General features: G+C 64.2%; 16 protein-coding genes. 5 read left to right on the top strand and 11 right to left on the bottom strand.

What is annotated here, in order from left to right:
* Nucleotides 1-11: 11 nt before the first annotated feature.
* From ABZO33_RS00180 to putP, 7 genes are all read right to left on the bottom strand, one after another.
* Entirely contained in the window at nt 12-974 is a 963-nt protein-coding gene (locus ABZO33_RS00180; RefSeq protein WP_414534398.1) for a glycosyltransferase, read from the bottom strand.
* The gene (locus tag ABZO33_RS00185; protein ID WP_414534399.1) at nt 971-2,398 is read right to left on the bottom strand and encodes a PIG-L deacetylase family protein; all 1,428 of its coding nucleotides are present in this window, start codon (nt 2,396-2,398) and stop codon (nt 971-973) included. The genes ABZO33_RS00180 and ABZO33_RS00185 overlap by 4 nt, the downstream gene beginning before the upstream one ends.
* A 2-nt stretch (nt 2,399-2,400) precedes the next feature.
* Complete coding sequence (locus ABZO33_RS00190) at nt 2,401-3,297, bottom strand: antimicrobial resistance protein Mig-14 (RefSeq protein ID WP_414534400.1); 897 nt, start codon at nt 3,295-3,297, stop codon at nt 2,401-2,403.
* A complete protein-coding gene (locus tag ABZO33_RS00195) occupies nt 3,297-4,427 on the bottom strand; it encodes a glycosyltransferase (RefSeq protein ID WP_414534401.1) in 1,131 nt (376 codons plus the stop codon). Before ABZO33_RS00195 ends, ABZO33_RS00190 begins: the two co-directional genes overlap by 1 nt.
* On the bottom strand, nt 4,411-6,168 hold the full coding sequence (locus tag ABZO33_RS00200; RefSeq protein ID WP_102682199.1) for a carbamoyltransferase: 1,758 nt from the start codon (nt 6,166-6,168) through the stop codon (nt 4,411-4,413). Before ABZO33_RS00200 ends, ABZO33_RS00195 begins: the two co-directional genes overlap by 17 nt.
* Before the next feature lie 209 nt (nt 6,169-6,377).
* Nucleotides 6,378-7,214: a 23S rRNA (adenine(2030)-N(6))-methyltransferase RlmJ gene (locus tag ABZO33_RS00205; protein WP_414534402.1), complete on the bottom strand. Its 837-nt coding sequence runs from the start codon at nt 7,212-7,214 to the stop codon at nt 6,378-6,380.
* Nucleotides 7,215-7,358: 144 nt separating this feature from the next.
* Nucleotides 7,359-8,834: a sodium/proline symporter PutP gene (gene putP / locus ABZO33_RS00210; RefSeq protein ID WP_414534403.1), complete on the bottom strand. Its 1,476-nt coding sequence runs from the start codon at nt 8,832-8,834 to the stop codon at nt 7,359-7,361.
* Here putP and ABZO33_RS00215 point away from each other — a divergent pair.
* Both ABZO33_RS00215 and putA read left to right on the top strand, forming a co-directional pair.
* Nucleotides 8,833-9,099, top strand: a complete 267-nt coding sequence (locus ABZO33_RS00215; protein WP_414534404.1) for a hypothetical protein — start codon at nt 8,833-8,835, stop codon at nt 9,097-9,099. The two genes, putP and ABZO33_RS00215, sit on opposite strands and share 2 nt — an antisense overlap.
* A 96-nt stretch (nt 9,100-9,195) precedes the next feature.
* Nucleotides 9,196-13,146 carry a trifunctional transcriptional regulator/proline dehydrogenase/L-glutamate gamma-semialdehyde dehydrogenase gene (putA, locus tag ABZO33_RS00220; RefSeq protein WP_414534405.1) on the top strand — a complete coding sequence of 1,317 codons (3,951 nt, stop codon included), beginning with the start codon at nt 9,196-9,198 and terminating at the stop codon, nt 13,144-13,146.
* 74 nt (nt 13,147-13,220) lie between these two features.
* Here the strand turns inward: putA and ABZO33_RS00225 are convergent, their stop codons facing one another.
* From ABZO33_RS00225 to ABZO33_RS00240, 4 genes are all read right to left on the bottom strand, one after another.
* A complete protein-coding gene (locus ABZO33_RS00225; protein ID WP_414534406.1) occupies nt 13,221-13,484 on the bottom strand; it encodes a DUF3077 domain-containing protein in 264 nt (87 codons plus the stop codon).
* Between the two features lie 133 nt (nt 13,485-13,617).
* Nucleotides 13,618-13,860 carry a hypothetical protein gene (locus tag ABZO33_RS00230; RefSeq protein ID WP_046854291.1) on the bottom strand — a complete coding sequence of 81 codons (243 nt, stop codon included), beginning with the start codon at nt 13,858-13,860 and terminating at the stop codon, nt 13,618-13,620.
* Nucleotides 13,861-14,247: 387 nt separating this feature from the next.
* On the bottom strand, nt 14,248-14,532 hold the full coding sequence (locus tag ABZO33_RS00235) for a helix-turn-helix domain-containing protein (RefSeq protein WP_134690357.1): 285 nt from the start codon (nt 14,530-14,532) through the stop codon (nt 14,248-14,250).
* 52 nt (nt 14,533-14,584) lie between these two features.
* The gene (locus ABZO33_RS00240) at nt 14,585-14,917 is read right to left on the bottom strand and encodes a type II toxin-antitoxin system RelE/ParE family toxin (RefSeq protein ID WP_414534407.1); all 333 of its coding nucleotides are present in this window, start codon (nt 14,915-14,917) and stop codon (nt 14,585-14,587) included.
* A 276-nt stretch (nt 14,918-15,193) separates the two neighbouring features.
* Here ABZO33_RS00240 and ABZO33_RS00245 point away from each other — a divergent pair, with 276 nt between their 5' ends.
* From ABZO33_RS00245 to ABZO33_RS00255, 3 genes are read left to right on the top strand one after another with little or no spacing between them, the layout of a single operon-like run.
* The gene (locus ABZO33_RS00245) at nt 15,194-16,990 is read left to right on the top strand and encodes an acyl-CoA dehydrogenase (protein ID WP_414534408.1); all 1,797 of its coding nucleotides are present in this window, start codon (nt 15,194-15,196) and stop codon (nt 16,988-16,990) included.
* A gap of 30 nt (nt 16,991-17,020) precedes the next feature.
* Entirely contained in the window at nt 17,021-18,463 is a 1,443-nt protein-coding gene (locus tag ABZO33_RS00250; RefSeq protein WP_414534409.1) for a TldD/PmbA family protein, read from the top strand.
* Nucleotides 18,463-19,794 carry a TldD/PmbA family protein gene (locus tag ABZO33_RS00255; RefSeq protein ID WP_414534410.1) on the top strand — a complete coding sequence of 444 codons (1,332 nt, stop codon included), beginning with the start codon at nt 18,463-18,465 and terminating at the stop codon, nt 19,792-19,794. The genes ABZO33_RS00250 and ABZO33_RS00255 overlap by 1 nt, the downstream gene beginning before the upstream one ends.
* Nucleotides 19,795-19,849 lie beyond the last annotated feature (55 nt).

Genomic DNA, 19,849 nt, shown 5'->3' on the forward strand with positions numbered 1-19,849 from the left:
TGTTTTAGGGCTTAACGCGACAATCCGATGGCACGCAACAGACGCTCCACCGGGCCGGGTTTGCTGGCCGGGCGTAGCGGCGCGCGCATGGCCTCGGTGATTGCCTGCCCAAGCGCGTGAAAGGTATAACGCCGCTCGGCCAGTTGCTGGCCGTTGCGCGAGATACGCTCGGCCAGGGCCAGGTCGCCACGCAGCCGGGCGAGCTTCTCGCGTAGTTGTTCAAGGTCGCGATAGAGCACGATGTTGTGCATGTCGACGAAGCCAAGCGCCTGGTTCTCTTCCTCGCCCTGGTCGTAGGCGAACAGCACGCAGCCACAGGCCATGGCTTCGAAGTTCTTGATCATGTACTCGCCCATGCCGACGTCGGCACTGACGAAAAAGCGGATGCGACTGAGGGTCTGGCTGTATTCCTCGCCCGACTTGGTGCGGGTGATCAGCAGGTTCTCGACCGCCGCGATCGACTCGAGCATCTGCTTGCGCCCAGAGTAGGCCACGCTGCGCAGGCTGCCGACGAACGCCAGTTCGATGTCGCGCTCGCGGTTCTCGTTGCGCAACAGTGCCTGGTCGTAGCCCTTGGGCACGAATACCGCATCGAAACCTTCATCACGCAGGCGACGGGTAACCACCGCACCTGAAGTGATGACCCGTGCCCACGGCAACCGGCTGTAGTACTCGCTGAACTTGCCGGTGTACTTGCACGGTATGTAGTTCTGGTAGGCATCATGCTCGAGGATCACCAGGTTCGGGAGCGTACGGATGAAACGCGCCTGGCGGATTTCTTTCTTGAACCGCAGGAAGAACAGGATGCGGTCGTACTGATCGACTTGCACATGTTCGCGGAAATAACTCCGCAGGTCGGCCTGCTGGTCACCGGTAAGCCAGCGGATATCGCATTCGCAGTCAGCCGCGATGCCTTCGTAAAGACGGTCCAGGATGGCACGTTGCTCTTTCTGGACCAGGAACAGGACTTTCACCGTGGCTCTCTCTTGTCGATCACTGTACCGACCCACAGCAGTTCGTGGCGCCGTACGGCCTTACGGAAGAATTCATTGTCACCGAATGCCGGCCAGCGCCGAGCGGCCAGACAGCGCTGCAGGAAGCGACGAACCCTGCGTTTGAATGGAGCCGCGGGCTGCAGGTCGTGCATCATACCCAAAGCGATGGCCTTTTGCCTCTGCTGCTGCGCGCCAACCCCGAGCACCCAGGGGCGCATAGGTAGGCTTGCATCGAAGAACGGTGGCAAAGGCACCCCGGTACCGGCATCGCCCATCGGCCAGCGGTCATTGTCGTGCAGGTGATTGGCGTACAACAGCAAGGTTTGTGGCTGCCAACTCGCCCCTAGCAACGCTTGCTGCAGGGCGTCATGGGCGCACACGTGGTCCGGGTGTGGGTCGAGCGTCGGGTGCGGCATCACGATGGTTGCCGGGCGCGCATGCTCGATCAGCTCGCGCAGGTCCTGGACCAGGTTGTTCCAGGTCGGCCGGCCATTGGCATCGCTGTGCAGCGCGACCTCATTGAAACGGCGGAATGGACGGGTATCGACCAGGTCAGCCTCGCGCGATGCCACAGCTGCTTCGGGCTCGGCCTGCATGGCCGGCAGTTGCATGCAGAAATACCCCAGTTGCACGCACTGATTGGAAGGCACCCCGGCCCAGCGGGGTACGGCGATGCTGTCCCAACTGCGCAACTCGCCCTTGAATCGGGCCGCCTCGACCAGGTCGAGGCCGAAGGTTTCGCGATAATGCTCGTTCTCGATCTCGCCTGCGGTCAGGGTCACGATCCAGCTGCTTTTTGCCTGGGAATAGGCGGCGAACGCCGCAAGCTCGGCATCGTCGGCATGGGGTGCGATGACCATCAGCGAGTCGGCCAGGTAGTCGGCGTGACGGAAAACCAGCAACTCCATCTCCGGCGCCACGCGGCAGTGCCGGCCACTCAGGCGCAGCCGCCCGGCGCCCAGCGCCTCGGACTGGCCACCGAGGTTCAGGTAGCGCACACCGCGGACACCACGCTCGAAGGCCTGGCAATCGGCGACGCCACCTTCGATGCGTACCGCAGGGTCGAGCAGGCGCCCCAACCAACCGGCGCGCAGATTCACCCGCAGCAACAGGGTCTCGCTGCCGTCCAGCTGGCAACCTGTCGGCAACGCCAGCACCCCGCCACGACTGTGCAGCGCATGACGCTCGCTGGCCTGCAACTCGTACTGATAGTCGCTGCCGGGCACGTAGAACAGGTGGTCGGAGAACCAGGCCTCATGGGCCACCCACAACAACACCGCGAGGACTGGCGGCAACCACCATGCCCACAGCGCCGTGAGCAACAGCGCGACAAGCAACACCAGCAGGATCACCCGCTTGCGCTTGCGATGGCGTTTGAGCAGTTGCTGCTTGTTGGCGCTCATGTTCAGACCTGGAAGACGTTGACGGGGTTGCACCAACGATCCTTGTACTCTCGATCGGCCCGGCCGAAGGAGAACCGCAGCGCCTTGCCACGGGCATTGGCATCTTCCCAGGCAGCCTGGGTATTGAGGAAGCTCAGTACGCTACCAGGGCTGAAGGCCTTGGTCTCTGGATCGACACCGCCGTTTACATATTCGACGCTGATCCATTGTGGCGCTTCGACGCGATAGACCAGTTGGATCGCGATCGGCGCCCCTTCCAGGAACAATACAGAGCCTATCAGCAGTTCGCGCAGGCGCTCGACCACCTCGGCCATGCGTGCCGCACCGGTGGCCGGGAACCCCCAGCGACGCTGGAACAAGTCACAGTACATCGCCGCGATCTCGGCTGCAGTGAAATCGCCAATCGGTCGCACCTGGCCGCCGGCCTCTTCCAGCAGGCGCAGCTCACGGCGCTGGTTATAGCGAAACTTCTTCGACAGATCCTCGTGCGCACGCGCCATGGCCAACTGCTCGGGCTGCGCCTTGAGGCCGCTGAAACGGCCCTGGTTCAGCTCGGACAAGTAACGCCCGGCGTGGCGCAACGGCGCCCCGGCATCGATGGCCGCCGGCAGGATGATCTCGGCATTGCCCAGGTCGAACAGACCCTTCTTGCCTTCGCGCTTGAGCACGTCCTTGGCCAGCGCCAGGTGGCGCCCCCAGGTTGGCAGTGCGGCCTTGAGCTCGCTGCCCTGGAGCCAACCGAGGTAACGCACCGGGATCTGTGCCAGGTCGGCCAGTTGCTCGACCACCAGCGGGTGCGTGGCGACACTGCCGCCGAAACGTTGCCAGGCATCGTTGTACTCGGCCGCGTCGATCACTTGCCAGCCGCGTTCGCGCCAGGCCTTGAGGTGATTGAGCATCAGGCCTCCGCCACCAGCGCACGCACCTGCGGCAACTGCCAGAAGGCATCGCGCACCGCCTGGTCGCTGAAACGCTGCTGCAAGCGCTGCAGCATGTGCAAAGCACAGGTTTCGCGCTGCCCGGCGTCCAGCCCGGCCATATGCTTCAGGCCCTGGGCCAACTGCGCGGCATCCCCCAGCGGGAACAGCACGCCCACACCCTCGACCACTTCCCGGGCGCCGCCGCAGGCGGTGGCCAGCAACGGTATGCCAGCGACCATGGCTTCGAGCAGGACCATACCGAACGGCTCATGGTCGGAGCTCAGTGCAAATACATCGAAGGCGCGGAAGTAACGGCGGGCGTCCGGCACCTGCCCTAGGAAGTCCACCTGCCCGGCAATGCCCAGCTCACTGGCCAATGCCTTGAGCGGCGCCTCGAGGCGGCCCTTGCCCAGGATCGCCAACCGCGCGCCAGCCGGCAGGCCAGGCAAGGCTTCGGCGAAGCCGCGCAACAGCGTGGCCTGGTCCTTGTCCGGGTGCAGGCGGCCGACATTGCCGACCACCCAGGCCTGCTCATCCAGGCCCAAGGCACGCCGCGCTTCGTCACGCGGCACCAGGCTGGCCTGCAGCGCCTCGACGTCGATGCGGTTGTACAGGGTCTGGATACGCTCGGCCGGCCATTGGCCCAGGCAGCGACGCATGTCGTCGCGCACAGCATCCGATACGCCGAGCAAACTCAGGCGCTTACGGAACAGGTTGGCGAACAGCCGCCGCCCTTTGCGCTCATAATCGCCGAAGGCATGGTGCACGCCGATCACCGGCAAGCCGGTCGCCAACAGCGCGACATAGATCGGCTTGAAGCGATGGGCGATGCAAAACGCGAAATTGCGTTGCGCGGCGATCTTGCGCAGCGCGGCGATGGCGCCCAGCTTCAGGCCACGCACTGCCTTGGAACTGAACTCCAGGAACAATACCTCGTCCGAGGCGCAGCCAGCCGCGACCTGCGCGTCAGCTGCCCCGGTGAGGAACACGGTGGTGACCTTGTAGCCGCTGCCCTGGAACAGGCTGGCATATTGACGGGCGCAGTCGAGGAACGGCCCGTCATAACCATGGCAGAACTGCAGGATCCGCGGTTCAGAGCGGCTGGTCATACGGCGCTGCGCCTTCCTTGACCACCAGGATGTCTTCCATGATCAGGTACTGCAGGTCCGAACCGAAGAACATGTTCAGGGCATCGGTCGGCGAGCAGATCATCGGTTCGCCACGGCGGTTGAGCGAGGTGTTCAGCGACACGCCGTTGCCGGTCAGGTTTTCCAGCGCCTTCATCATGTCGTAATAGCGCGGGTTGTACTCGCGCTTGAGCACCTGAGCGCGCGAAGTACCGTCCTCGTGGACCACTTCCGGCACGCGGGTCTTCCACTCTTCAGCCACTTCAAAGGTGAAGGTCATGAACGGGGCCGGATGATCGATCTTGATCATCTGCGGCGCGACGGTGTCGAGCATCGACGGGCAGAAAGGCCTCCAACGCTCGCGGAACTTGATCTGGTGGTTGATGCGGTCGGCGACGCCCGGCACGCTCGGGCAACCGATGATCGAGCGACCACCCAGTGCGCGCGGGCCGAACTCCATGCGGCCCTGGAACCAGGCCACCGGGTTGCCGTCGACCATGATCTTGGCGATCTGCTCGGGCATGTTCTCGAGCTTGCGCCATACCGGCTTGCTCGGGTGACGGGCACAGGCGGCGATCACGTCTTCATTGGAGTACGCAGGGCCGAGGTAGACGTGCTCCATCTTCTCGACCGGCACGCCACGGGCATGGGAAACGTAGGCCGCAGCACCTACCGCGGTACCGGCGTCGCCGGACGCTGGCTGGACGAACAGCTCCTTCACGTCATCACGGGCGATGATCTTCTGGTTCAGCTTGACGTTCAGCGCGCAGCCGCCGGCGAAGGCCAGCTTGCCGGTCTCTTTCAGGGTATCGCCCAGGTAGTGGTCGATCATCTGCAGGGCGAGCTTCTCGAACAATGCCTGCATGCTCGCCGCGTAATGGATATACGGCTCGTCGGCGATATCGCCTTCGCGTTTCGGGCCCAGCCACTCGATCAGCTTGGGCGAGAAGTAGAAGCCCTTGCCCTTCTCTTTATAGCGGCGCAGGCCGATGACGTTGGCGTACTCGGTGTTGATCACCAGTTCGCCGTTTTCGAAGCTGGCCAGGCGCGAGAAGTCATACTTGCTGGCGTCGCCATACGGCGCCATGCCCATGACCTTGAACTCGCCATCGAGCATCTCGAAGCCGAGGAACTCGGTGATCGCGCCATACAGGCCACCCAGCGAGTCCGGATCGAAGAATTCCTTGATCTTGTGGATCTTGCCGTTTTCGCCGTAGCCGAAGAAGGTAGTAGCGTACTCGCCCTTGCCGTCGATGCCGAGGATCGCGGTCTTCTCTTTGAAGCCCGAGCAGTGGTAGGCGCTGGAGGCGTGGGCCAGATGGTGCTCGACCGGTTCGATCTTGATCTTCTTCGGATCGAAGCCCAGCTGCTCCAGGCACCAGACGATCTTCTTGCGGTAGCGCTTGTAGCGGCGGTTGCCCATCAGCAGCGCGTCGAGGGCGCGGTCCGGGGCGTACCAGTAGCGCTTGGCGTAGTGCCAGCGAGCCTTGCCGAACAGGCTGATCGGGGCGAAAGGAATGGCCACCACGTCGACGTCCGACGGCTTGATGCCAGCCTGTTCCAGGCAGAACTTCGCCGACTCGTAGGGCATGCGGTTCTTCGCATGCTTGTCACGCACGAAGCGCTCTTCTTCGGCGGCGGCAATCAGCTTGCCGTCGATGTACAGGGCCGCGGAAGGGTCATGGCTAAGGGCGCCGGACAGGCCAAGAATCGTCAGTGCCAAGGGGTTAGCCTCTCAAATCGGTATGAAGTGCGCCACCGGCTATTCAGGCGGATGGCGGCTAAAGGGCGGGATTATAACGCAAAGATGGTAAGGCGCGATGCACTCTCGTGGGAGCGGGCTTGCCCCGCGATTGCGGCAGATCTACCAGCGCTATCGCGGGGCAAGTCGGGCCGCCGCATCGCCGCTCCCACGGTGCTTGCGACGCCTGTTTATTCGGCGATCAGCCAGTCCATGCGGAAGCTGCCGGCGGTCTGTGCCAGCTCCTTGGCCAGCCACGGCAGCAGTGCCTTGAGCTCGTCTTCCAGGCCCCACGGCGGGTTGGCGATGGCCAGGCCCGAGCCGTTCAGTCCCTGCGGGCTGTCCTGGTGATGCACGTAAAGCTCCACGCGCAGCAACTTGGGTGCCCCGGTGCTGGTGAGGTCCTGATAGAAGCGGGTCAGCGAGCGCTGGTCCTTGATCGGGTACCAGATGGCCGCGACCGTCTGGCGCATGCGACCGATCGCCTCTTTCATGGCAACGGTGCAGCGCTTGAGCTCGTCGGCCTGCTCGAATGGCGGGTCGATCAGCATGATCGCGCGTTTCTCCGGCACTGGCAGCAAAGCCCGCGGGATGTGCCAGCCTTCGCCGAGGTGCACGGTGACGCGCGGGTCCTTCTTCATGTTCTCTTTGAGCAGCACGCCGTCTTCAGGGTGCTTTTCGTTGAGCTGCGCACGGTCCTGGTCACGCATCAGGCGCCGGGCCAGTTCGGGGGAGCCCGGGTAGTAGCGCAGCTCGCCGTTCTTGTTCAGGCGCTTGATGACGCCCAGATAGTCGGCGGTGACGGCCGGCAGGTCGTCGCGATTCCACAGACGGGCGACGCCTTCGAGGTATTCACCGGTACGGCTCGCCTGATCGCCCTGCAGGTCATACAGACCAAGGCCGGCGTGGGTGTCGATGTAGGCGAACGGCTGCTCCTTGCGCGACATCAAGGCGATGAGGCGGGTGAGCACGATGTGCTTGAGGACGTCGGCGTGGTTGCCGGCGTGGAAGGCGTGACGATAGTTCATGGCAGCTCCTGCGAAGGCGGCAAGTTTACCTTGCCTTGGCGGCCGCAAAAAGCATCGCGGGGCAAGCCCGCCCCCAAGCCACCTGTAGAGGCTGCGTGGGAGCGGGCTTGCCCCGCGACAGGGACAACGCCGAATCAGCAGGTATTACTTGTCGGCGTGATACTGCGCATCAGCGGTTTCAAAACGCGAAACCATGCTGTTCGACGGACTGCCCAGCTTGCTCACCAGGAAGATGGCGATGCTGGCGAACAGGAAGCCCGGGATGATCTCGTACAGGCCGGTACCCAGCTGCTTCCAGACGATCACGGTCAGCGCACCGACCACGATGCCCGCCAACGCGCCATTGCGGGTCATGCCTTTCCACAGCACCGAAAGCAGCACAACGGGGCCGAAGGCGGCGCCGAAGCCAGCCCAGGCGTAGGCCACCAGGCCCAGTACGCGGTTCTCGGGGTTGGCGGCCATGGCGATGGCGATCAGCGCGACGGCCAGCACCATCAGGCGGCCGACCCACACCAGCTCCCGCTGCGAAGCGTTCTTGCGCAGGAACGCCTTGTAGAAGTCCTCGGTCAGGGCACTGGAGCACACCAGCAGCTGGCAGCTCAGGGTGCTCATCACCGCCGCCAGAATGGCCGACAGCAGCACACCGGCGATCCATGGGTTGAACAGGATCTTGGCCAGTTCGATGAACACACGCTCATGGTTCTCGGTGACCGGGCCGGCGAGGTCCGGGTGCGCCGAGAAGTAGGCGATGCCGAAGAAGCCCACGGCACAGGTACCGGCCAGGCACAGAATCATCCAGGTCATGGAGATGCGGCGGGCGTTGGCGATCGACTTGACCGAGTCGGCGGCCATGAAGCGCGCCAGGATGTGAGGCTGGCCGAAGTAGCCCAGGCCCCAGCCCATCAGCGAGATGATGCCGATGAAGGTCGCGCCCTTGAACATGTCGAAGTGCGCCGGGTTCACCACGTCAATGGCGGCGAAGGTCTGGTCGAAGCCGCCGGTGGAGATCAGCACGATCACAGGGGTCAGGATCAGCGCGAAGATCATCAGCGTGGCCTGAACGGTATCGGTCCAGCTCACCGCCAGGAAACCACCGACGAAGGTGTAGGCGATGGTCGCCGCGGCGCCGGCCCACAGGGCGGTCTCGTAGGACATGCCGAAGGTGCTTTCGAACAGACGGGCGCCGGCAACGATGCCGGAGGCGCAGTAGATGGTGAAGAACACCAGGATGACGATGGCCGAGATGATTCGCAGCAGGCCGCTCTGGTCTTCGAAGCGGCTGGAGAAGTAGTCCGGCAGGGTCAGGGCGTCACCGTTGTGCTCGGTCTGCACACGCAGACGGCCAGCGACGAACAGCCAGTTCAGATAGGCGCCGACGGTCAGGCCGATGGCGATCCAGGCCTCGGAAAGGCCGGCAAAGTAGATGGCGCCCGGCAGGCCCATCAGCAGCCAGCCGCTCATGTCCGATGCGCCGGCGGAAAGCGCGGTGACCACGCTGCCGAGACTACGGCCGCCGAGAATATAGTCGGAAAGGTTATTGGTGGCGCGATAGGCCGCGAAGCCGATCAGTACCATTGCCGCGATGTAGATCACGAAGGTGATCGTGATTGGATTGCCCATGAGTTGTGCCCTGGCGTTGTTTTTATCTCTGCGACCCGCCGTGCACGACGGCGGTTGCACCCAGGCGGCGAATCCTATGCAACAACATGAATCAGGTGCAACCATTTTTCATTTGCAAGTTGCACCCAAGCCTGCATTTTCAGATAAAACCGCTTTCTTGCTTCTTTTCGGAGCAAAAACGACATTTCTCATACTTAAATGCAGCAAAAACAGCCATTTCGACGGTTCAGAAACACCCTTCAGACGAGTTGCACCTGGGGCATGAAAAATTCGGGTTGCACCCGGTTGCACCCCAATTGTCCTACAGGCTAATCTTGCCGCCAGCTTAGGCCACATCCGTGGCCAATAACGAGGATAAGAAATGGCGACGACCACCCTTGGGGTCAAACTCGACGACCCGACCCGTGAGCGACTCAAAGCAGCTGCGCAGTCCATCGACCGCACGCCGCACTGGTTGATCAAGCAAGCGATCTTCAACTATCTCGAGAAGCTCGAGGGTGGCGCCACCCTTAACGACCTCAACGGCCATGCCGCCGCTGGCGATGACGCCGGCGAAGTCGCCGCCGACCACGCCCACCAGTGTTTCCTGGAATTCGCCGAAAGCATCCTGCCGCAGTCGGTACTGCGCTCGGCAATCACCGCCGCCTACCGCCGCCCCGAGCAGGAAGTGGTGCCGATGCTGCTGGAGCAGGCACGCCTGCCGGCCGCCCAGGCCGAAGCCACCAACAAGCTGGCCGCCTCCCTTGCCGACAAACTCCGCAACCAGAAGAGCGCCGGTGGCCGCGCTGGTATCGTCCAGGGCCTGCTGCAGGAGTTCTCGCTGTCCTCCCAGGAAGGCGTGGCGTTGATGTGCCTGGCCGAAGCCCTGCTGCGCATCCCCGACAAGGGCACCCGTGACGCGCTGATCCGCGACAAGATAAGCACCGGCAACTGGCAGCCGCATCTGGGCAACAGCCCATCGCTGTTCGTCAACGCCGCCACCTGGGGCCTGCTGCTGACCGGCAAGCTGGTCAGCACCCACAACGAATCCGGCCTGACCTCCTCGCTCACCCGCATCATCGGCAAGAGCGGCGAGCCAATGATCCGCAAGGGCGTCGACATGGCCATGCGCCTGATGGGCGAACAGTTCGTCACCGGCGAGACCATCGCCGAGGCCCTGGCCAACGCCAGCAAGTTCGAAGCAAAGGGCTTCCGCTACAGCTACGACATGCTCGGCGAAGCCGCGCTGACCGAGCACGACGCACAGAAATACCTGGCCTCCTACGAGCAGGCGATCCACTCGATCGGCAAGGCCTCGCACGGCCGTGGCATCTATGAAGGCCCGGGCATCTCGATCAAGCTCTCGGCCCTGCACCCGCGCTACAGCCGCGCCCAGTACGAGCGCGTGATGAGCGAGCTTTACCCGCGCCTGCTGTCGCTGACCCTGCTGGCCAAGCAATACGACATCGGCCTGAACATCGACGCTGAGGAAGCCGACCGCCTGGAGCTGTCGCTGGACCTGCTCGAGCGCCTGTGCTTCGAACCGTCGCTGGCCGGCTGGAACGGCATCGGCTTCGTCATTCAGGCTTATCAGAAGCGCTGCCCGTACGTGATCGACTACGTCATCGACCTGGCCAAGCGCAGCCGCCACCGCCTGATGATCCGCCTGGTGAAGGGCGCCTACTGGGACAGCGAGATCAAGCGCGCCCAGGTCGAAGGCCTGGAAGGCTACCCGGTCTACACCCGCAAGGTGTACACCGACGTTTCCTACGTCGCCTGCGCGCGCAAGCTGCTGGCCGTGCCAGAAGCCATCTACCCGCAGTTCGCCACCCACAACGCCCACACCCTGTCGGCCATCTACACCATCGCCGGGCAGAACTACTACCCGGGCCAGTACGAGTTCCAGTGCCTGCACGGCATGGGTGAACCGCTGTACGAGCAAGTCGTGGGCAAGATCTCCGAAGGCAAGCTGAACCGTCCGTGCCGTGTGTACGCGCCGGTCGGTACCCACGAAACCCTGCTGGCCTACTTGGTCCGCCGCCTGCTGGAAAACGGCGCCAATACCTCGTTCGTCAACCGCATCGCCGACCATTCGATCTCGATCCAGGAACTGGTCGCCGATCCGGTCGCCAGCATTGAGCGCATGGGCACCCAGGAAGGCAGCATCGGCCTGCCGCACCCGCGCATCCCGCTGCCACGTGAGCTGTACGGCAGCGAGCGGGCCAACTCGGCCGGTATCGACATGGCCAACGAACACCGCCTGGCGTCGCTGTCCTGCGCCCTGCTGGCCACCGCTCACAACGACTGGAAAGCCACGCCGCTGCTGGCCTGCGCCGCCAGCGAGCAGCCGGCCGCGCCGGTGCTCAACCCGTCCGATCACCGCGATGTGGTCGGCCATGTACAGGAAGCCACCGTCGCCGACGTCGAGAATGCCATCCAGTGCGCGCTGAACGCCGCGCCGATCTGGCAGGCCACCCCACCCGCCGAGCGCGCCGCAATCCTCGAACGCGCCGCCGACCTGATGGAAGCCGACATCCAGCCGCTGATGGGCCTGCTGGTGCGCGAAGCCGGCAAGACCTTCGCCAACGCCATCGCCGAAGTGCGCGAGGCCGTGGACTTCCTGCGCTACTACGCGGTGCAGGCACGCAACGACCTGCGCAACGACAGCTGCCGCCCGCTGGGCCCGGTCGTGTGCATCAGCCCGTGGAACTTCCCGCTGGCGATCTTCTCCGGCCAGGTGGCCGCGGCCCTGGCCGCCGGCAACCCGGTACTGGCCAAGCCGGCCGAACAGACCCCGCTGGTCGCCGCCCAGGCCGTGCGCCTGCTGCTGGAAGCCGGCATCCCCGAAGGCGTGCTGCAACTGCTGCCAGGCCAGGGTGAAACCGTCGGTGCCGGCCTGGTCGGTGACGAGCGCGTCAAGGGCGTGATGTTCACCGGCTCCACCGAAGTCGCCCGCCTGCTGCAGCGCAACATCGCCGGTCGCCTGGATAACCAGGGCCGCCCGATCCCGCTGATCGCAGAAACCGGTGGCCAGAACGCCATGATCGTCGACTCCTCGGCGCTGACCGAACAGGTGGTGATCGACGTGGTGTCCTCGGCCTTCGACAGCGCCGGCCAGCGTTGCTCGGCCCTGCGCGTGCTGTGCCTGCAGGAAGACTCCGCCGACCGTGTGATCGAAATGCTCAAGGGCGCCATGGCCGAAAGCCGCCTGGGCAACCCGGAGCGCCTGTCCGTGGACATCGGCCCGGTGATCGACGCCGAAGCCAAGGCCGGCATCGAGAAGCATATCCAGGGCATGCGCGACAAAGGCCGCAGCGTCTACCAGGTGGCCATCGCCGAAAGCGAGGAGATCAAGCGCGGCACCTTCGTGATGCCGACCCTGATCGAGCTGGAAAGCTTCGACGAGCTCAAGCGCGAAATCTTCGGCCCGGTGCTGCACGTGGTGCGCTACAACCGCAAGGACCTGGACCAGCTGATCGAGCAGATCAACGCTTCCGGCTACGGCCTGACCCTGGGCGTGCATACCCGCATCGACGAGACCATCGCCAAGGTGGTGGACAACGTCAACGCCGGCAACATGTACGTCAACCGCAACATCGTCGGCGCCGTGGTCGGCGTGCAGCCGTTCGGCGGTGAAGGCCTGTCCGGCACCGGCCCGAAAGCCGGCGGCCCGCTGTACCTGTACCGTCTGCTGTCGACCCGCCCGGCCGACGCCATCGCCCGCCACTTCCAGGCCGACGACGCGCGTGTTGCCGCCGACACCACTCTGCGCGACCAGCAGCTCAAGCCGCTGACCACCCTCACGGCCTGGGCGGCCAGCAGCCAGATGAGCGACCTGACCGCGCTGTGCGAGCAGTTCGCCGAGCAGTCGCAGAGCGGCATCACCCGCGTGCTGCCAGGCCCGACTGGCGAGCGCAACACCTACACCGTGCTGCCACGCGAACACGTGCTGTGCCTGGCCGACAACGAGGCCGACCTGCTGGCCCAGCTGGCAGCGGTACTGGCCGTGGGCAGCTCGGCGGTGTTCCAGGACGGCGAGCCGGCCAAGACCGTGCGCGGCCGGCTGCCGAAGGAGCTGCAAGCGAAGATCAAGCTGGTGGCCGACTGGAGCAAGGACGAGGTCGCCTTCGATGCGGTCATCCACCACGGTCACTCCGACCAGTTGCGCGGCGTCTGCGAGCAGGTGGCCAAGCGTGCCGGAGCGATCGTCGGCGTGCATGGGCTGTCCAGCGGCGATCACCAGATCGCCCTGGAGCGCCTGGTGATCGAGCGGGCGGTGAGCGTGAATACCGCGGCAGCGGGTGGTAACGCCAGCCTGATGACCATTGGCTGACGCTGACGGTCGTTGAACGGAAAAGGAGAGCTCAGGCTCTCCTTTTTTATTGGCCTGCACTGACAGCACAGATCTCAGCGCTTCATGCCGAGCTCGGCATCATCCATCAGTGCCTTGGCCAGGGCGCTCAGGTAATACGAAGCCCAGAGCAACTGGGGCTTTTCCTCCATGATCCCGGTGATGGTCAGGTCGCGTACGCAGCCCATCAGTTCCGAGGCCTGGTCGCGGGCGTGCTGGCAGGGGATTCCGGGTTCGATGCAGAACAGCGGGTCGGTCATGCCTTCGCCCTGGTAGAACTTGGTTTTGCCGACGGTGGTGTGGGTGTCGAATGTAGTCATGATTTTTCTCCCTGAAATGGTCGGTGCCTGTGCAGACGCTATCGCGGGGCAAGTCGCAGCGGCGAACCGCCGCTCCCACGCCAGGACTTCGCAGTACTTGCTGCGTGGGAGCGGGCTTGCCCCGCGATCAGGCTTAATGCAGCGTCGGCGCCTGCGCCGGCATCTGCACTTGGATCAACGCCGCTTCGAGCAACACACGCAGCGACTCCATCTCATGCATCGACGCCATCATCAACACGGCAGCGGGCGACCTGGGTTTGAGCTGCACGGCGTGATGGGCCACGGTCAAGGCGCACAGGGCGTACTCGGTGGCCTGGATGAGGGTGTCTTCGAGGGAATGAGGGTTGTGGGGTGGATCTGGAACGATCTTAAGCATGGTCAAGGTCCTGTTCGTGGATAAGGACCACCACCGGTTGCTGTCAAACAAGAAGGTGGCAGCTGTACATGGGTTGACAGACCGGTGAACAAGACCAGAAACCGGCGCACACGAGGTGCCCCACGCACAGCCGCCATAAAACAGCGCCATGCGGTTTTGTTCAGAGCGGCCTGTCAAAGCCGGTCGCTGATTTTGCAGCGACCGTCCGAGACTAGAGACCAACCCAGAGCACCGCAATGGCTTGAAAGGGCTTGGGAGTATGTTTGGGAATTGGACTACATGGAATAGGGAAAGTCTTGGAATCTGCGTAGGAAACGCACTTCGGCTCGGCCATTAGAGCCATAGGATCGACTGGAAAACTGCGATCAATTTGAGGCTAAGCGGCCATCAGGCCGATTTCTTTTTTACCGTAAAATCAACTTCCAGATCGGCGTTCGCCAGAATGTTCACCAGTGCATCCAGCGAGAACTTGTCTATCTTGCCATTGAGCAAGTCACTCAAGCGTGGCTGAGTCAGATGCAGTCGCCGTGCTGCATCTTTCTGCGGCAGATCCCAGGATCGGACCATCTTGGTCAACACCCGCATCAGCTTCGCCCGAAGCCGCAGGTTCTCGGCCTCTTCGGGTGAGTCGAACAGCGCATCCCATACCGAAGTGGAGCGTTCGTTTGTCATCGCAAATCCCTCTGTGCATCCATCTTGTTCAAACAGTACTGCCGGCTCTGGCTCAACAGACACCCAACAATTTGTATCGCGCTCTCGCCAGATCGATATCACGCTTTTCCGTCCTCTCGGTCGTCTTGCGAAACGCGTGCAGGACGTAAACCGCTTCTGGTCGACTCACAACGTAAAACACTCGAAATGCTCCGTCCCGACACTTGATGCGGATTTCTCGCGCCCCCGGACCAACGCTTTCCATTGGCTTCCAGTCGAAGGGGTCTTCACCGTCCTGGATCAGCTCCAGCTGATACCCGGCCCGCTGCCTTGCCACAATCGGAAAGTCCCGCAGGTCCTGCCTGCTGCTACCCAACCATTCGATTGGCTTTTGCCCATCATGCATCCTGCACGCTCCCGCCAATGCACTCGCCTGGCTTGTCCTTATCGGAGGCGTAAGCTCTCCATCAGCGGCAAAGATAAAACTATATCGATATCGATATAAGCGCAATTGCGTGACAAGGCTTTGCGACGAGTAACACCCAGGTCCATAGCGCCCGGCGCAACCCAAGGTGAACTGGGCGAAGGCTACTTCTGCCCCCATATCACCCACACCAATTAACCTGTCCCCTGCCCTACCACCCCGCCTAGACTCGCTGCATCCCGAACCAGGAATGCCGCCATGTCCGAGCAACTCCTCAGCAGCCGCAACCTCGCCTTCGAACTCTACGAAGTCCTCGACGCCGAGGCCCTGACCCAGCGCCCACGCTTTGCCGAGCACAGCCGCGAGACCTTCGACGCGGCGCTGACCACCGCCCGCACCATTGCCGAAAAGTACTTCGCCCCGCACAACCGCAAAGGCGATGAAAATGAGCCGCGCTACGTGGACGGCCGTGCCGAGCTGATCCCGGAGGTAAAACCTGCGGTCGACGCCTTTCTCGAAGCCGGCTTCCTCAACGCCAACCGCGACTTCGAGGTCGGCGGCATGCAGTTGCCAAGCCTGGTATCGCAAGCCTGCTTTGCCCACTTCCAGGCGGCCAACGCCGGCACCACGGCCTACCCGTTCCTGACCATGGGCGCGGCCAACCTGATCGAGAGTTTCGGCACTGAGGAGCAGAAGCGCCTGTTCCTGCAACCGATGATCGAGGGCCGCTACTTCGGCACCATGGCCCTGACCGAGCCCCATGCCGGCTCGTCGCTGGCCGATATCCGCACCCGCGCCGAACCCGCAGGCGACGGCACCTACCGGCTCAAGGGCAACAAGATCTTCATCTCCGGCGGCGACCACGAGTTGTCCGAGAACATCGTGCACATGGTCCTGGCCAAGCTGCCGGACGCGCCAGCCGGGGTGAAGGGCATCTCGCTGTTCATCGTGCCCAAGTACCTGGTCAACGCCGACGGCAGCCTGGGCCCGCGCAACGATGTGCTGCTGGCCGGCCTGTTCCACAAGATGGGCTGGCGCGGCACCACTTCTACCGCGCTCAATTTCGGCGACAACGGCCAGTGCGTCGGCTACCTGGTCGGCCAGCCGCACCAGGGCCTGGCCTGCATGTTCCAGATGATGAACGAGGCGCGCATCGGCGTCGGCATGGGCGCGGTGATGCTCGGCTACGCCGGTTACCTGTATTCACTGGAGTACGCCCGTCAGCGCCCACAAGGCCGATTGCCGGACAACAAGGACCCGCACAGCCCTGCCGTGCCTATCATCGAGCACAGCGACGTAAAGCGCATGCTGCTGGCACAGAAGGCCTACGTGGAGGGTGCTTTCGACCTTGGCTTGTACGCAGCCCGGCTGTTCGATGACACCCACACCGCCGCGGATGCAGAGGCTCGCCGGCAAGCCCTGGAGCTGCTCGATCTGCTTACGCCCATCGTCAAGTCCTGGCCCTCGGCGTTCTGCCTGAAAGCCAACGAACTGGCAATCCAGATCCTCGGCGGCCACGGCTACACCCGCGAGTACCCGGTCGAACAGTACTACCGCGATAACCGCCTCAACCCGATCCACGAAGGTACCGAAGGCATCCAGTCCCTCGACCTGATCGGGCGCAAGCTGGCGCAAAACAACGGTGCAGGTCTCAAGCAACTGATCCGCCTGATCGCCGGCACCTGCGAGCGCGCCAGCCATCACCCGAACCTCGATCCGTTGCGCCAGCCCCTGGAGCACCTGGTCAACCGCCTGCAGAGCGTGACCCTCGCCCTGCTCGGCGACCTGGCCGCCGGCAAGGTCGCTGGCGCGCTGGCCAACTCGGCGCTGTACCTCAAGGTGTTCGGCCACTGCGTGATCGGCTGGCGCTGGCTGGAGCAGGCCATTCATGCCGAGGTCGGCCTGCTCAAGGGCAGCGATCGCGACTTCTACCTGGGCAAACTCCAGGCCGCGCGTTATTTCCTCACCTGGGAAGTGCCGGGCTGCCATAATGACCTCGCTTTGCTCGAGGCCCGCGACGACACCTGCCTCGCGATGCAAGAGGGGTGGTTCTAGGGGGAACCACCGCACACACGGAGGTTTCCGATGTTCGACTCCAGCACCCTGCTGCGCCAGCGCTTTGCCGCGCTGCGCAGCACGGCCGAACTGTTCTCGCTTCGCCATGTGAAGCAATCGCACCAGTCACTGTCGGTTCGGCGCAACGTCGCCGAGCCACCCTTCTTCAGCCAGGACGAAGGCGCCATGCTCACCGTGCGGGTGGATGGCGTCGAGGCCTACGCGGCCACCGCCGACCTGTCCCAGGCTGGGCTGCAACGTGCCCTGGAGCAAGCCGAGGCGCTGGCCCGACGGATCAAGGCCAGCAGCCTGCTCGACCTGAGCAGCCAACCGGCCCCGGACGGGCGCCACGACCATGTCTCGCCCAACTTCGATCAGCCCTTGCCCAACCTCGCCGACTGCCTGGAGCTGCTAGCCGCCGAGTCCGCCAGCGTACCCAGGGACGAGCGCCTGGTGGACTGGCAGGCGAGCCTGGGCTTCAGCGTGGTCGAGCAGACCTACCTGAACTCCGCCGGCGCCGAACTGCGCCACGCCCAGCGCTTCGTCTACCCGGGCCTGGGCGTCACCGCCAGCGACGGCCAGGACAGCCAGAGCCGCAGCCTGGGCCGGGAGAACTTCGGCCAGCAAGGCGGCTTTGAAGTGGTCGAGCGCTGCGGCCTGGTCGGCGCGGCCCGACGCGTGGCTGACGAGGCCTTGCAACTGCTGCTGGCACCGAACACCCCGGGAGGTAAGCGCGACCTGCTGCTGATGCCCGACCAGATGATGCTGCAGATCCACGAATCCATCGGCCACCCGCTGGAGCTGGACCGCATCCTCGGCGATGAGCGCAACTACGCCGGCACCAGCTTCGTCAAAGCCAGCGACTTCGGCCACCTGCAGTACGGCTCGAAACTGCTCAACGTGACCTTCGACCCGACAATCCACGAGGAGCTGGCCAGCTATAGCTTCGATGACGACGGCACCCCGGCCAGCAAGCAGTTCCTGATCCGCGATGGCCTGCTGGTGCGCCCCCTGGGTGGCGCCCTGTCGCAACTGCGCTCGGGCCTGGACGGCGTGGCCAACAGCCGCGCCTGCGGCTGGAACCGCGCGCCGATCGACCGCATGGCCAACCTCAACATCGAGCCGGGCGACCAGACGCTTGCGCAACTGATCGCCGGCATCGAGCACGGCATCCTGATGCGCACCAACCGCTCCTGGTCCATCGATGATGCGCGCAACAAGTTCCAGTTCGGTTGCGAGTGGGGCCAACTGATCGAGAACGGCGAACTCAAGGGCGTGGTGAAGAACCCGAACTATCGCGGCATCTCCGCCGACTTCTGGCGCAACCTCTCGGCGGTCGGTGACCGCAGCACCTTCCAGGTACTCGGCACGCCCAACTGCGGCAAAGGCGAGCCCAACCAGGTGGTGCGGGTCGGCCATGCCTCGCCGGCCTGCGTGTTCCGCCAGATCGACGTATTCGGAGGGGACGCCTGATGAGCACCGTTTACCAGCAACGTTTCGAAAGCTTGCTCGATAGCCTGAACGCCGCCGTGCAGCCCGGCGAGCAGTTCACCCTGGGCTACAGCGCCGAGCACTCGCAGTTCGTGCGCTTCAATCATGCCAAGGTGCGCCAGGCCGGGCTGGTCAGCCAGGCCAGCGTGCAGTTGCGGCTGGTCCGCGAAGGACGCCAGGCCGAGCAGCAGATCACCCTGGGCGACGATGCCGAACTCGACCGCCAGCGCCTGCACGACGCCCTGGCGCAACTGCGCCAGACCCTGCCGCTGCTGGCGGTGGATCCCTACCTGAACCTCGACGACAGCGCCTGGCACAGCCATAGCCTGCTGGAGCAGCCACTGCCCGAGCTGGACGAAGTGCTGGCGTTGGTCGAGCGTGAAGCCGGCGACCTGGACCTGGTCGGCATCTATGCCGCCGGCCCCATCTGCCGCGGCTTCGCCAGCTCGTTCGGCGCCTTCGGCTGGCACCAGGCCAACAGTTTCAATTTCGACTGGAGCCTGTTCCACGCCAACGGCCAAGCCGTCAAAGCCAACTACGCCGGGCAGGCCTGGCGCGGCGAAACCTTTGCCGCACGCCTGCGTCAGGCTCGCGAACAACTGGCGCACCTGGGGCGCCCGGCCGTCACCCTCAAGCCCGGCAGCTACCGCGCGTACCTGGCGCCGGCGGCGATGGACGAAGTCGCCGGCATGCTGTGCTGGGGAGGTTTCTCGGCACAGGCCCTGGCCACTGGCAACAGCCCGTTGCAGCGCCTGTACAACGGCGACGCGCAGTTGAGCCCGCTGGTGAGCTTCAGCGAACAGGTCAGCGGCTCGCTGAGCCCGGCGTTCTCCGACGAGGGCTCGCCGCGCCGCGACCTGCTGCTGATCGGTGAAGGGCGGGCGCTGGAGCGACTGGTGAGTGCGCGCAGCGCCGCCGAGTTCGCCCAACAAGCCAATGGCGCCGACAGCTACGAGTCGCCCTGCGCGCTGAGCCTGGCGCCAGGCAACCTGCCCGGCGAGCAGGTTCTCGAGCGTCTGGGCACCGGCCTTTACATCAGCAACCTCTGGTACCTGAACTACTCGGACCTGCCGGCGGCGCGCATGACCGGGCTGACCCGCTTCGCCACCTTCTGGGTGGAGAACGGGCAGATCCAGGGCCCGGTGAGCACCATGCGCTTCGACGACAGCCTGTACAGCCTGCTGGGCAGCCAGCTGGAAGACCTGACCCAGGAGCGCGAGATGATCCTGTCGACCAGCACCTACGGGCAGCGCAGCACCGGGTCGAGTCATCTGCCGGGGGCACTGGTCAAAGGGTTGACCCTCACCTTGTGACACCCGTGGGAGCGGGCTTGCCCCGCGATGACGCCATCGCGGGGCAAGCCCGCTC

The sequence above is a fragment of the Pseudomonas sp. CAM1A genome, assembly GCF_047501685.1.
Taxonomy (GTDB): Bacteria; Pseudomonadota; Gammaproteobacteria; order Pseudomonadales; family Pseudomonadaceae; genus Aquipseudomonas.

Excerpts from the sequence above, each read along its gene's own strand:
- ABZO33_RS00185 (WP_414534399.1), bottom strand. The coding sequence starts at position 2,398 with ATGAGCGCCAACAAGCAGCAACTGCTCAAACGCCATCGCAAGCGCAAG.
- ABZO33_RS00190 (WP_414534400.1), bottom strand. The coding sequence starts at position 3,297 with ATGCTCAATCACCTCAAGGCCTGGCGCGAACGCGGCTGGCAAGTGATC.
- ABZO33_RS00195 (WP_414534401.1), bottom strand. The coding sequence starts at position 4,427 with ATGACCAGCCGCTCTGAACCGCGGATCCTGCAGTTCTGCCATGGTTAT.
- ABZO33_RS00205 (WP_414534402.1), bottom strand. The coding sequence starts at position 7,214 with ATGAACTATCGTCACGCCTTCCACGCCGGCAACCACGCCGACGTCCTC.
- ABZO33_RS00215 (WP_414534404.1), top strand. The coding sequence starts at position 8,833 with ATGAGTTGTGCCCTGGCGTTGTTTTTATCTCTGCGACCCGCCGTGCAC.
- putP (WP_414534403.1), bottom strand. The coding sequence starts at position 8,834 with ATGGGCAATCCAATCACGATCACCTTCGTGATCTACATCGCGGCAATG.
- putA (WP_414534405.1), top strand. The coding sequence starts at position 9,196 with ATGGCGACGACCACCCTTGGGGTCAAACTCGACGACCCGACCCGTGAG.
- ABZO33_RS00225 (WP_414534406.1), bottom strand. The coding sequence starts at position 13,484 with ATGACTACATTCGACACCCACACCACCGTCGGCAAAACCAAGTTCTAC.
- ABZO33_RS00230 (WP_046854291.1), bottom strand. The coding sequence starts at position 13,860 with ATGCTTAAGATCGTTCCAGATCCACCCCACAACCCTCATTCCCTCGAA.
- ABZO33_RS00235 (WP_134690357.1), bottom strand. The coding sequence starts at position 14,532 with ATGACAAACGAACGCTCCACTTCGGTATGGGATGCGCTGTTCGACTCA.
- ABZO33_RS00240 (WP_414534407.1), bottom strand. The coding sequence starts at position 14,917 with ATGCATGATGGGCAAAAGCCAATCGAATGGTTGGGTAGCAGCAGGCAG.
- ABZO33_RS00245 (WP_414534408.1), top strand. The coding sequence starts at position 15,194 with ATGTCCGAGCAACTCCTCAGCAGCCGCAACCTCGCCTTCGAACTCTAC.
- ABZO33_RS00250 (WP_414534409.1), top strand. The coding sequence starts at position 17,021 with ATGTTCGACTCCAGCACCCTGCTGCGCCAGCGCTTTGCCGCGCTGCGC.
- ABZO33_RS00255 (WP_414534410.1), top strand. The coding sequence starts at position 18,463 with ATGAGCACCGTTTACCAGCAACGTTTCGAAAGCTTGCTCGATAGCCTG.